Consider the following 12760-nt stretch of genomic DNA (forward strand, 5'->3'; position numbering starts at 1 on the left):
GAAGGATCCTCATGGGTCAGATCGTCTACGACGGTGAGGTGCTCGACCTGCGGGTCGACGACCGCGCGCTCACGCACCTGCAGATCGTCATCGTGAACATGCTGCGGCGCGACCACCGCTTCGTGTTCTCGTGGAAGGACGACGTGCTCCACGGCGACGGGCGCAGCTCCGTCTGGCTGCACCCGAACGTCAGCCTGCGGTTCACCTTCGCGGGCAGCCGGGTGCCCGCGATCAACCGCAGCTGGCTCGAGGAGCTCTACGCGGCGGCGACCTCCGGTGCCGGGCTCGTGCTCGTGCCCGAGCCACCGGACACGAGCACCGCGGCGGACTCCGCGTGGTCCCGGGCGGTCGTCCCGGGGGCGGCGGAGTCCGCGTCCGCCGGCGACACGGAGTAGCACAGCGGCGGAGCCGGGTCAACGGGTTCCGGCCGTCGCAGGCGCCTCCGTAGGGTACGGGTGCCGCGGGACGCACAGTCCCCACGGCCGGCGTCAGGGAGCCGGCCGGCTGCGACCGCGGACGGAGGGAACCGCATGTCCGCGACGGAGGACACGGTCGACGACCGCGCCGGGACGGTCGTCGAGGTGGAGTGTCGACACGAGATCTGGATCAGGGGTCTCCTGGTCGAGCCGGACGGGTGCGCGCTGTACTCGGACTTCTTCGTCGTGCGGGATGCGGAGTCGGTCGCCGTCACCGGGTGACCGTCCCTCGGGTGCCCCGGCCGTCGGTCCCTCGGCGGCCGGGGCACGCCTCGGCGGCGGCGCCGCTCAGTAGACGTCGCGGACGTAGCGCTTCGCGCGCCGCAGGTCCGCCAGGTACGCCTGCGCGTCGTCGTCCCCGCGGCCCCGACCGGTCGCGATGACCTCCAGGAGCGCCTGCTCGACGTCCTTCGCCATGCGCGAGGCGTCGCCGCACACGTACACGTGCGCCCCGTCCTCGAGCCACCGGAAGAGCTCCGCCGCCTGCTCGCGCATCCGCGTCTGCACGTAGACCTTCTCGGCCTGGTCGCGCGAGAACGCCAGGTCGAGCCGGGTGAGCACGCCCGACTCCTGCATCGCGGTGAGCTCGTCCTCGTACACGAAGTCGGTCTCGCGGTGCTGGTCGCCGAAGAACAGCCAGTTCCGCCCGGTCGCACCGGCCGCTGCCCGCTCGTGCAGGAACCCACGGAACGGAGCGATGCCGGTGCCGGGGCCGATCATCACCATCGGGGCGTCGCCGTCGGCGGGGACCCCGAACGCGGCGTTCGGCTGGAGGTACACGTCGACCTCACCGTCGGCCTGCACCCGGTCGGCCAGGTACGTCGACGCGACGCCGGCGTGGGACCGGTGCGCGTCGCCGTAGCGGACGGACGCGATCGTCAGGTGGATGCGGTCCGGGTGCGCCAGCGGGCTCGACGAGATCGAGTACTGCCGCGCCTGCAGCCCGCGGAGGTTCGGGAGCAGCTCCTCCATCGACGGCGCCGCGGTACCGGCGTCCCGGAGCAGGTCGAGGACGTCGCGGCCCCAGAGCCACCGGTCGAGCTCGTGCTTGTCCCCGTGCGACACGACCGCCGCGAGCTCCGACGCCGGTGCGCGCTGCACGAGGTCGGCCACGAGGTCCTTCGACGGCGTCCGGATCTCGCGCTCGGTGCGCAGGACCTCGGCGAGCGGCCGTCCGTCGAACACGGCGGCCCCGTCGGCCCCGAGGTGCTCGAGCAGCTGGTCGACGAGCGCGGGGTCGTTGTGCGGTACCACCGCGAGGGCGTCGCCGGCGCGGTACTCGATGCCCGAGGTGCCGAGGTCGAACTCGACGTGCCGGATCTCCTTCGCGCTGCGCGGCGAGGAGAGCAGCCGGTTCACGACGAGCGGGGCTCGGTACGGGTTGCGCTTGTTCCACTGCGATCCTGGCCGGGAGGCGCGGCTCGCCTCCGACGCGCCCGCTGCGGCGGACGACGTGGACGCGGCTGCGGCGGGGCCGCCCGCCCCGGGCTGCACTCCGGCCTCGGCCGCCAGCCGGTCGAGGACCGCCGCGCTCCAGAGCGCCGCGGGGTCCTCGAAGTCGACGTCGCAGTCGACGCGGTCGTGGATGCGGGTCGCGCCGAGCTGCTCGAACCGCAGGTCGAGGAGCTTCCCGGCCTGGCAGAACTCGTCGTAGCTCGTGTCGCCGAGCCCGAGCACCGCGTACTGCAGCCCCTCGAGCCGGGGGACCGTCGAGGCCTGGACCGCGTCCCAGAAGAGTCCGGCGTTGTCGGGCATCTCGCCCTCGCCGTACGTCGAGGTGACGACGAGCACGTGCGACATGCCGGCGAGCTGCTCCGGCGTCACGGCGTCGAGCGGTGTCGCCCGTCCGCCGAGCCCGCGGGCCTTCGCGCCGGCGACGAGCTCGTCGGCGAGGAACTCGGCGTTGCCGGTCTGCGTCCCGAAGAGCACGTCCACCGTCGTGGTCGGGGCACCGCCGGTGGCACGCTTGCCCGCGGCCGCGATGCCGGCGATGAACCCGGCGAGCCACGACTCCTGCGCTGCCGAGAACGGGGCGTCGACCGGGATCAGCTGCCCGGTGGGGGGAAGCGTGCTCATGCCGACACCGCCTCGAGGGGGGCCTGCGGGGCGCGGGCGGCGATGTCCTCGAGCGCCGCGGTCGCGAGCAGCTCGTCGAAGCGGGCGGCGCGGACACGGCCGGCGTTCTTGGCGTTCTGGTGCATAATCCACCCCGTGGTGCCGGGCATGTCCGCGCTGCGGTTGTTCCGCTGTGCGAGGGCACGCTTGGCGTCGTCGAGCCGCTTGACGGCGATGAGGGTCGCGAGCTCGTCGTCGGCGAACCGGTCGAACGTGCCGCGGAGGTACTTCACGACGCGCTGCTTCACCTGGAAGTCCTCGGTCAGGACGAGGTTCCGCACCGCCTCGGCCACCCGGGGGTCGCTCGGCGCGGCACCCGGCACACGTTCCTGCGCGACGTCCTGCGCCACCCCGAGCACCGTGTACGACGACAGCAGCGAGAACGTGTCCTCGCCCTGGTCACCCAGCGCCGGAGCGCGGCCGTCGAGCACCGTCCGCTGGTCGCGGTAGTCCACCTTGAACGCCCGGAGCTTGTCCGTCGCCACCGAGGTCGCGAGCTCGTCGAGGAGCTCGTTCCGCGTCGCGGCGGCGAGGATCTCGTCGGCGTCCTGGCTGAGCAGGAGCGCGCGCGGCATCCCGACGAACACGTGCTCGCGAGTGGTCGCCCAGTCCGCGAGCAGCCGCTCGGCGAGGGCGGACCCGGTGGCCTCGAGGTGCCACTCGAGCAGCAGCTTCGCCGCGGCCTCGTGGAACGCACCGCGCTCGGTCTCCGTGACGGGGAAGACGAGGAGCGAGTCGGTGCTCGCGCGCTCGGTCACCGCTCCCGACGGGTCGTACTGGTACAGGAACCCGCCGGACATGCCGTTGCCGAGGCCCTTGCCGTAGCCGCCGAGGTTGAGCACGGCGCCGCCGGTCATGTACTCGCAGCCGAAGTCGCCGAGGCCCTCCACCACCGCCGTCGCGCCCGAGTTCCGGACGGCGAACCGGTCGCCGGCCTCGCCCTCGACGAACGTGCGTCCGCCGGTGGCGCCGAACAGCGCGAAGTTGCCGACGAGGACGTTGCCGCCGCGCTCGGCGCTCCCGCCGCCCGGGGCACGGACGACGATGCGTCCGCCGGACTGGCTCTTGCCGACACCGTCGTTCGCCGTGCCGGTGTGCTCGAGCGTCGTGCCGTCGTTCGTGAAGACGCCGTACGACTGCCCGGCAGCGCCGTGGGTGCGGACCGTCACCGCGCCGTCGACCAAGCGACGGCGACCGCGGTCGTCGGTGGTGACCGCCGGGTGCGCGGACAGGTCGACGCCGCGCAGCTCGTGGTTGAGGATGCGCTCGACGTCGATCCCGAGCTGCCCGCCGACCGACTTGTCGGCGTTGCCCAGGCCGATGCCGTCCACGGTCAGGGCGTGCTCGTGCCCGTCGACGAGCGCGGCCCGCACCTGGTCGATCAGGGCGTCGTCGGTGCGGTAGTCCTTCTCGAGGTACTCGGGGTCGGTGACGACCTTCTCGGGCACCTGCGCGAGCAGGTTCCGCACGTCCAGCCGGCCGACGGACGCCGGGTGGTCGAGGAGCTGCAGCAGGTCGGTGCGCCCCCGGGCCTCGCGGAGGGACTGCAGGCCGAGGCGCGCGAGGATCTGCCGGACGTCGTGCGCGATGTTGAGCAGGTACTGCGCGAGCGCTCGGGGGTCGCCCTCGAAGGCCTCGGCGTTCGTGGTCAGGCCCGCCGGGCACTTCACGTTGCAGTTCTTCGCCATCACGCAGCCGAGCATCATGAGCGCGGTCGTGCCGAACTCGAACGAGTCCCCGCCGAGCAGCGCGCTCGTGACGACGTCCGAGCCGGTCTGGTGCGCACCGGAGCAGCGGAGCGTGACCTTCTGGCGCAGGCCGTTCGCGACGAGGGCCTGGTGCACCTCGGCCACACCGATCTCCGCGGAGCGTCCGGCGTACTTCAGGCTCGTGACGGCCGCGGCGCCGGTGCCGCCGGTGTTGCCCGCGACGTTGATGACGTCCGCGCCGGCCTTCGCGACGCCGACCGCGATCGTGCCGATGCCCTCGGAGGACACGAGCTTCACGACCACCCGGACCCGGGCGGCCTTGCAGTCGTGGATGAGCTGCGCGAGGTCCTCGATCGAGTACGTGTCGTGGTGCGGCGGCGGCGAGATGAGCTCGACGCCGGGCGTCCCACCCCGGGCCGCGGCGATGTCCACCGTGACCTTGGGCGCGGGGAGCTGTCCGCCCTCGCCGGGCTTGGCGCCCTGGCCGATCTTGATCTCGAGCTCCTCGAGCATCGGGTCGGCCAGGTAGCCCGCCCAGATGCCGAACCGACCCGAGGCGAACTGCTTGATGCGCGAGCCGCGGATCGTGCCGTAGCGGGAGTGGTGCTCGCCGCCCTCGCCCGAGTTCGACATGCCGCCGACCATGTTCGTGCCGTGGGCGACGGCCTCGTGCGCGGTCGCGACGAGGGCGCCGTGGCTCATCGCACCGGACGCCAGGGTCCGGGTGATCTCGTGCGCGGGTTGGACCTCGGCCACGTCGACGCTCGCCGGTGCCTGCTGCAGCAGGCCGAGCAGGTCGGCGGCCGCACCGGTGGCGCGCAGCGTCACCCGATCGTCGGCGACGACGTCGACGTCGACCGTGCCGGGGTGCAGCAGGGCGAGCCCGTCCGCGAGGGCCCGGTGGCGCAGTGCGCCCGTGGGCCCCGTCGAGGTGAGCCGCAGGGTGAAGCGGGTCGTGCCTCCCGGCAGGGCGTCCTCCGAGGAAGACCGCGAGCCGGACAGCCCGCGCACCGTGATGCTCGCGTTCCCGGTGGTCGAGAAGCGGCCGAGCTCGCGCGCGAAGTCCGGCGCCTCGTCGATGCCGGTGACGTCCGCGGGCAGGGCGAGCACGTCGCGCAGGGCCGCCGGGCGGCGGGAACGCTCGTCGTGCGTGGTCTGCAGGAACGTGACGTAGCCCGGCGTGATGCGGTGCGCGTCGATCTCGGCGTCGCTCAGCCGGTCGTAACCGGTGTTCCGGTACGCCGTGTCCGAGATGCCGAACGAGTCGTCGAGCTGCCGGAGCGTGAGCAGCCGCAGCGCGTCGGAGTCACCGGAGCGCTCGAAGGCCGGGCGCTCCTCGGTCATGCCGCCGAAGCCGCGGACGCTCGCGACGCCGAACGAGTGTCCGGCGCCGTCCGACCGCTCCTTGAACAGGCCGAGCAGGGGGACCTGGCCCTCGGTGGCGACCGAGCGCGCGCGCTCGTGCCACTCGGTGGACGCCTGGGCGATGCGGGCGAAGCCGACACCGCCGACCGGAGCGGCCATGTGCGGGAAGACCCGGGCGAACAGGTCGTCGCCGGTGTCGAGGTAGTTCGGCTCGAAGAACTCGCCGCCGATGTAGCTCTCGGCGGTGCACAGGCCGACGCGGCCCATCGTCTTCGCCAGCGCCTTCTCGGCCGCCTTGCGGAAGCGCTTGAGGGCGGCATCCGTCTCGGTGAGCTCGCCGGCGGGTGCGGGGGCGGCGGGGTACTTCTCCTCCGCGCGGAGCCGGGCGGACAGGCTGTACACGGCCGAGGCCCCGAAGCCCAGGGCGGTGGCCACGTGGTGCGAGGACGGCAGCTGGCCGGACTCGGCGACCACGGACACCCGCAGGCGCAGACCGGTCTCGATGAGCCGCTGGTTGACGGCGGCGACGGCGAGGATCACGGGGAGGGGTGCGTGCGTCGACGACACCGAGCGGTCGGTCAGGACCGCGATCCCGCCCTGGCGCTCGGCGAAGGCCACGACGGCACCGGCGAGCCGTTCGGTCGCGGTACGCACGGCGTCCGCGTTCGCCTGCTCGTCGTCGACGACCGGCACGTAGAGCATGTCGAACCGTTCGAGCGGCACGATCGTCTGGTCGCGCAGGCGGACCATGTCGAGGTGCCCGAGGACGGGGGAGTCCACGACGATCTGCCGGCTCGACGTGCCGGACGCGCTGCCCGTACCGTCCGGCTTGCTGCCGAGGGCGACCCGCATCGACATGCCGTCGGCCTCGCGGATCGAGTCGAGCGGCGGGTTCGTCACCTGGGCGAAGCGCTGCGAGAAGTACTTCGCCATGCCGCCCTCGGTGTCGCTCAGCGCGTTGATGGCGTTGCCGTAGCCCATCGCCGAGATGCGCTCCGAGCCGGTGGCGAGCATCGGGTCGAGCATGAACCGGAAGCTCTCCTGGTTCAGCGAGTACGCCACGTAGCGGCCCGCGAGCGACAGGTCGCCGTCGTAGCCCAGCGTGCTGGTGCCGCGGTCGTAGGCCGGCGCCGGCAGGTCGTCGAGGTGCACGCGGGCGGCGTCGAGCAGCGTCCCGTAGTCGCGACGGGCGGCGAGCATCCGCAGGACCTCGTCCGTGCGCATCACCGACCCGGTGCGGTGGTCGACGACGAGCATGCCGCCGGCCTCGATGCGACCGCGGTGCACGACCTCGTCGGCCGGGAACGTCACCTGGCCGGACTCGGACGCCACCATGAGGTACTCGTCCGTCTGCACGGTCCGCAGAGGACGGAGCCCCAGTCGGTCGAGCCGCGCGCCGACGACGTCGCCGTCGCTGAAGATCACGGCAGCCGGGCCGTCGTTCTTCTCCTCGTACAGCGAGAAGTACTCGAGCATGTCCCGGACGTCGGCCGTCAGGGTGCGGTCGTTCTCCCACGCCGGCGGCATGAGCGTGACGACGGCCTCGACGATCTCGAGCCCGTCGTCGAACACGCGGCTCTGCAGGGTCTGGTCGAGCCGGCTCGAGTCCGACTGTCCGGGAGGCCGGACGATGCTGCGGGTGCGGGCGGCGGCGAGTGCCTCGTCCGACAGCCGGTTCTTCCGGTCGGTGTTGAGCTCACCGTTGTGCGCCATCAACCGGAACGGCTGCGCCATGGTCGGGTGCGGCTCGGTGTTCGTCGAGAACCGCGTGTGGAAGTAGAGCGTGCGCACCGAGTGCCGCGGGTCCGTGAGGTCGCGGAAGTACGAGATCACCTCGCCCGAGTTCAGTCGGCCCTTGAGGATCTGCGTGCGGGCACTGAGCGACAGCGGGTAGAGCGCGGCGTGCGGGGCACGGGCCTCGGCCGCCTGCGTGTAGGACACGCGCTCGACGGCGAGCAGGGCGCGGTTCGCCGCGGCGTCGACGTCGGTGCGGGACCACCCCTCGGGCGCGCGGAACACCCACTGCACGATCGGCAGCTGGTACTGCTCGGCCTCGGGACGGGCGACCGAGTGGTCGACGGGGACGTCGCGGACGAGCAGCAGCGTGAAGCCCTCGTGCTCGATCGCGTCGGTCACGGTCTGCACGGCGGCGGCACGCTCGTCGGGGTCGGCCGGCACGAAGCAGTTCGCGACGCCGAAGTGCCCGGCGACGAGCTCCTCGCCGGTGATCGCGCTGAAGAACTCCACCGACAGGTCGATGCTCACGCCGGCGCCGTCACCGACGCCCTCGGCGGACTTGCCGCCCCGGTGCGGGATCGAGCAGAGCGCTTCGTCGCCGCGGACGATGACGTCGTGGGTCGGCACCCCGTCGAGACGGGTGATGAAGCCGACGCCGCAGTCGCTCGACTCGCGGGCAGGGTCGTACAGACCGAAGGGGGAGGGGTTCACGTGCGGGTCCAGTGGGGCTCAGCCGGCAGCGGACGGCCAGGGCTGCATCGGTGGAGCGCTCGCCGCGGGCGGACCGGTGGTGGCGGTCGTGGCCCTGTGTGGGGGTGGTGCGGTGAGCCGATGCTACGGCTTGGTATACCGCGGGTGCAACAGACCGGCCGGACGGGAGGCGCGCGGCGGTCCGGCCACGCGCCTCCCGTCCGGTGCGCGGCCGGTTCCGGTGCCGGTGCCGGTCTCGGTGCCGGTGCCGTTCTGCTCCCGCGGTTCTGTCTGCTTGCGCACAACCGGAAGCACCTCGCGCCACGGGATCCCGTGGCGCGACGTGCTTCCGGTTGTGCCGCGAGCGCCGTGCCGCGTGCCGCGTGCCGCGAGCGCCGTGCCGCGCCGCCTGCGGCGGCGGCTCAGGCCGCCGGCTCGTCGACTCGCCGGGCCGCCGACGCGGCGGTCGCCGTCGTCGCGAGCGGGCCGGCAGCGTCGGCGACGGCTGCCGTGGGGCCGCCGGGGCGCACGAGCACGGGACGCCGCCGCGTGCGGAACACCCACGCCTTGAAGAGGACGAAGCGCACCAGGGTCGCGACGAGGTTCGCGCCGGTGAGCACCAGGACCTCGGCGCCGTGCGACGCCCCGGGCACGGTCGTGTGCAGCAGGACGAGCGACCCGGCGGTGATCACCCAGGCGATGCCGAACACGACGAGTCCCTGCACGTGGTGGACACCGGCCCCCGCCCGCCCTCGGACACCGAAGGTGAAACGGCGGTTCAGTGCGGTGTTGCCGATCGCGGTGACGAGGAGCGCGAGGAAGTCCGCCGTCTGCGCACCGATCGCGGGACGGAACAGCGCGTAGAGCAGTGCGAAGGCGACCGTGGACAGCACGCCGATGGTCCCGAACCGCAGGAGCTGTCCGACGATCCCCACGTGCGGTGCCGTGAAGGGCTGCCGGCCGATGGCGTCGTACACCGGGTCGATCGGGATGCGTCCGGTCGCGAGCCCGCGGGAAACGCGCCACATGCCCTTGAGGTCCTCGGCTGCGGTCGACGCGATGTGCACGGAGGAGTCCACGTCGTCGACCCAGTCGACCGGGACCTCGTGGACGCGCAGCCCCGCGTGTTCGGCGAGCACCAGGAGCTCGGTGTCGAAGAACCACGCGTCGTCCTCGCAGAGGGGCAGCAGGTGGTCGGCGGCCTGGCGGGTGATCGCCTTGAACCCGCACTGGGCGTCGGAGAACGACACGCCCATCGTGCTCCGGAGGAGCAGGTTGTACGAGCGGGAGATGAACTCGCGCTTGCCGCCGCGCACGACCCGGGAGGACCCCGCGAGCCGCGTGCCGATCGCCACGTCGGAGTGGCCGGAGAGCAGCGGTGCGACGAGCGGTTCGAGCGCCGCGAGGTCGGTCGACAGGTCCTCGTCCACGTAGACGAGCACGGCGGCCGGGGACGCTGCCCAGACCGCCTTGAGGGCACGGCCGCGACCCTTGAGCGGCAGGTGGACGGCGTGCACCTCGGGCAGCATCGCGGCGAGGTCGTCGGCGATGCGCCCGGTGTCGTCGGTCGAGGCGTTGTCGGCGATCGTGATGCGCCAGGTGTGCGGCAACGACGTCCGGCAGAAGTGGTGCAGACGTCGGACGTGGGCGGCGAGCGTGCCCTGCTCGTCGTGGCAGGGCACGACGATGTCGATGTCGAGCGCGGTGCTGCTGTCGAGCGGGGTGCTGCTGTCGTGGGGGGTGGCTGCTTCCGTCATGCCGCCCAGGCTCGGCAGCGCGTCGATGCGGACCGCAGCAGCACCCTGTGGTGCCCCTAAGAAGCGGTCGGAGGGCTCAGCCGGTGACGCCGAGCACGATCTGCACGATCGCGACGACCGCGAGCGCCGCGATCGGCACGCCCGCGATCCAGAGCCCCGCGCGCGTCTGCGTCCGCCGGATCGTCGGCATCGCGTGCGAGGTCTGCGCGAAGCGGGTCGCGGCGACGAGCTCGGGGGCGGCGGCCGGCGGCTCGGGTTCGGGCTGGGGTCGGTCGTCCTCGAACGCCGGGACCTCGACGACCAGGTCCTCGGGTCGGGCACGCTCCGGCAGGCGGGTGAACCGCTGGTCCGTCCCGCGCGGGTCACCGTCCCGCAGGTCGCCGCTGCGCAGGTCGCCGTCCCGCAGGTCGCCGTGTCGCTGGTCCATCGCGTTCCCCTTCCGCCGGTGCCCGCAGCGTACCCGTGGCAGACGAGGAAGCGGGAGCAGGTACGCGTGACGATCCTGGTTCGCGGTCCGTGGGGATCGTGCACCGGGATCGTCAGGCGTCGGATCGGTTGCCGGCCTCCGGCAGGTCGACCGTGAACGCGGTCCGTCCCGGCTCCGACACGACCCGGACGCTCCCACCGTGTGCGGCCACGACCGCGCGGACGATCGCCAGTCCGAGGCCGCTCGTCCCGTGCTCCCGCGAGCGGGACGACGAGCCCCGGGTGAAGCGGTCGAACAGCACCGGCAGGACCTCGGCGTCGATCGGGGGTCCGTCGTTCGCCACGACCAGCCGAGCGAGCCCACCCGTCGCGGCCTCGCCGCCCCCGGTGCGCGGGACCCGTTGCAGCGACACCACGACGGTCGTCCCCGCCGGGGTGTGCGTCCTCGCGTTCGCGAGCAGGTTCGTGACGGCGCGCCGCAGCTGCCCCGGGTCGCCGGACACCGTCAGCGGGTGGTCGTCGGCGAGCTGCAGCGTCCACCGGTGGTCGGGTGCGGTGGCTCGTGCGTCCATCACGGCCTCGAGCACCGTGGCGGTGAGGTCGACCTCCTCGTGCACCGTCCCGGGCCGGGCGGCGAGGGCCGCGGCGTCGGGCGCCGGGCCGTCGGGCGCCGCGCCGTCGTGTGTCGCTGCGTCGGGCGCCGCGCCGTCGTGTGTGGCGGCGTCGAGCCGGGCGAGCAGCAGGAGCTCTTCGACCAGGTCGCCCATCCGCACCGCCTCGCGGCCGATCCGTTCGGCGTTCCGCTGCAGCGCTGCGACGTCCTGCGAACCGGCCGACAGCTCGGCGTAGGCGCGGACGGTCGCGATCGGCGTGCGCAGCTCGTGCGAGGCGTCGGCGACGAAGGTGCGCATGCCCCGCTCGGCGTCCCGTCGGACGGTCAGTGCGCGGCCGACGTGGGAGAGCAGCCGGTTGAGCGCGGTGCCGACCTGTTCGACCTCGCGGCTGACCACGAGGTCCGCGGAGGGCACCCGGGCGGCGATGTCGGCGTCGCCGCGTTCGAGGTCCAGTGCGGTGACGCTCGACGCGACGGAGGCGACCCGCTCGAGCGGACGCAGCGATCGTCGGACGGCCAGGGTCAGCGCCCACGCCGCGACGAGGAGTGCGAGCAGCGTGGTGCTCCCGATGACGACGACGAGTCGGACGACCGACGCGCGCAGGTCCCCGAGGGGCAGCGCCGTCACGAAGACGTCGCCGCCGCGGGTGACCGCCTGCGCCCGGTACGCCCCGAGCGACCCCAGCGAGACCGTCGTGGGGGTCGCATCCGGTGCGACGTCCGCGAGCACGGCCTCCTGCGCTCGGCTGAGACCGTGCTGCGCACCGGCACCGTCCGTGTACCCGGCGAGCACGGCTGCACCGTCGCGCATGACCGCCACGACGGTGTCGGCCGCCTGCCCCGGCGCCCCGATGAACCGGTTGTCCGGGTCCTGCTGACCGCCCGAGGACTGCGGGGGCGGTCCGGACGGCGGCTGCCCGCCCGGGGTCCGTCCCGCCGCCGTCGCCAGCTCCGCGTCGAGCCGCCCGACCAGGTACTCGCGGTACGCGATCACGGTCACCGCGCCGACGACGACGTTCGTCGCGACGAGCAGCAGCGCCACGGCTCCGACGATCCGCCAGCGCAGCGACGGGGTGCGCACCGGCCGGGAGGCACGCCCCGCCCCGTCCGGACGGCTCACGTCGTCGGCCGCAGCACGTAACCGGCACCCCGGACCGTCTGCAGCATCGGCTCGCGTCCGGCGTCGAGCTTCCGCCGCAGGTACGAGACGTACATGTCGACGAGGTTCGACGACGTGCCGAAGTCCATGCCCCACACGCTCGCCAGGATCTGCTCGCGGGACAGCACCCGGTTCGCGTTCCGGGCGAGGTGGCGGAGGAGCTCGTACTCGGTCGGTGTGAGCTCGATCGGCTCGCCGTCGCGCAGCACCGAGCGGTCCTCCTCGTCGAGCCGGAGGTCGCCGACCACGACCGCGGACGACCCCGGTGCCGCGACCACCTGCGGTGCGGTCCGGGCCAGGATGCGGGCACGGACGAGCAGCTCGTCGATGCCGAAGGGCTTCGTCAGGTAGTCGTCGCCGCCGCAGGTGAGTCCGGCGAGCCGGTCCTCGGGGGCGTCCCGGGCGGTGAGGAACAGCACCCGCACGGGGTCCCGTGCGTCCCGGAGCCGCTCGAGCACCTCGAAGCCGTCGATGTCCGGCAGCATCACGTCGAGCACGACCACGTCGGGCAGGAACTCCCGCGCCGCGAAGAGCACGTCCCGTCCGCGGTGCACAACCCGCACGGCCCAGCCGTCGCCCTCGAACGCGAGGGCGACGGCATCGGCGAGCGCGTGCTCGTCGTCGACGACGAGGACCCGGACGGGGTTGCCGTCGGTGCGTCGGAGTGGTCGGTCCGCCATGCACCGGAGCCTAGCCACCGCCGTGTCCTCGTC

General features: G+C 73.2%; 8 protein-coding genes. 2 read left to right on the forward strand and 6 right to left on the reverse strand.

The genetic code is table 11. The features are described from left to right. Positions 1–11 precede the first annotated feature (11 nt). Both J2X59_RS12350 and J2X59_RS12355 read left to right on the forward strand, forming a co-directional pair. Positions 12–395: a DUF7882 family protein gene (locus J2X59_RS12350; RefSeq protein WP_066656011.1), complete on the forward strand. Its 384-nt coding sequence runs from the start codon at positions 12–14 to the stop codon at positions 393–395. A 135-nt stretch (positions 396–530) separates the two neighbouring features. Further along, positions 531–698, forward strand: coding sequence for a hypothetical protein (locus tag J2X59_RS12355; protein WP_209685778.1), 168 nt, complete (start codon positions 531–533; stop codon positions 696–698). A 66-nt stretch (positions 699–764) separates the two neighbouring features. Here J2X59_RS12355 and J2X59_RS12360 read toward each other — a convergent pair whose 3' ends face one another. From J2X59_RS12360 to J2X59_RS12385, 6 genes are all read right to left on the reverse strand, one after another. Then, positions 765–2552, reverse strand: a complete 1788-nt coding sequence (locus J2X59_RS12360) for a sulfite reductase subunit alpha (RefSeq protein WP_326496873.1) — start codon at positions 2550–2552, stop codon at positions 765–767. After that, complete coding sequence (locus J2X59_RS12365; RefSeq protein ID WP_326496874.1) at positions 2549–8113, reverse strand: glutamate synthase-related protein; 5565 nt, start codon at positions 8111–8113, stop codon at positions 2549–2551. Before J2X59_RS12365 ends, J2X59_RS12360 begins: the two co-directional genes overlap by 4 nt. Before the next feature lie 401 nt (positions 8114–8514). Next, positions 8515–9849: a glycosyltransferase gene (locus J2X59_RS12370; RefSeq protein ID WP_326496875.1), complete on the reverse strand. Its 1335-nt coding sequence runs from the start codon at positions 9847–9849 to the stop codon at positions 8515–8517. Positions 9850–9925: 76 nt separating this feature from the next. Beyond that, positions 9926–10276 carry a hypothetical protein gene (locus J2X59_RS12375; RefSeq protein WP_066656002.1) on the reverse strand — a complete coding sequence of 117 codons (351 nt, stop codon included), beginning with the start codon at positions 10274–10276 and terminating at the stop codon, positions 9926–9928. Between the two features lie 112 nt (positions 10277–10388). After that, positions 10389–11969 (reverse strand): sensor histidine kinase, encoded by a 1581-nt coding sequence (locus J2X59_RS12380; RefSeq protein ID WP_326496876.1) that lies wholly within the window; start codon positions 11967–11969, stop codon positions 10389–10391. 35 nt (positions 11970–12004) lie between these two features. After that, a complete protein-coding gene (locus J2X59_RS12385; protein ID WP_326496877.1) occupies positions 12005–12727 on the reverse strand; it encodes a response regulator transcription factor in 723 nt (240 codons plus the stop codon). Between the last annotated feature and the right edge of the window lie 33 nt (positions 12728–12760).

The organism is Curtobacterium sp. 260, assembly GCF_030803485.1.
Taxonomy (GTDB): Bacteria; Actinomycetota; Actinomycetes; order Actinomycetales; family Microbacteriaceae; genus Curtobacterium.

Excerpts from the sequence above, each read along its gene's own strand:
- J2X59_RS12385 (WP_326496877.1), bottom strand. The coding sequence starts at position 12,727 with ATGGCGGACCGACCACTCCGACGCACCGACGGCAACCCCGTCCGGGTC.
- J2X59_RS12360 (WP_326496873.1), bottom strand. The coding sequence starts at position 2,552 with ATGAGCACGCTTCCCCCCACCGGGCAGCTGATCCCGGTCGACGCCCCG.
- J2X59_RS12375 (WP_066656002.1), bottom strand. The coding sequence starts at position 10,276 with ATGGACCAGCGACACGGCGACCTGCGGGACGGCGACCTGCGCAGCGGC.
- J2X59_RS12370 (WP_326496875.1), bottom strand. The coding sequence starts at position 9,849 with ATGACGGAAGCAGCCACCCCCCACGACAGCAGCACCCCGCTCGACAGC.
- J2X59_RS12350 (WP_066656011.1), top strand. The coding sequence starts at position 12 with ATGGGTCAGATCGTCTACGACGGTGAGGTGCTCGACCTGCGGGTCGAC.
- J2X59_RS12355 (WP_209685778.1), top strand. The coding sequence starts at position 531 with ATGTCCGCGACGGAGGACACGGTCGACGACCGCGCCGGGACGGTCGTC.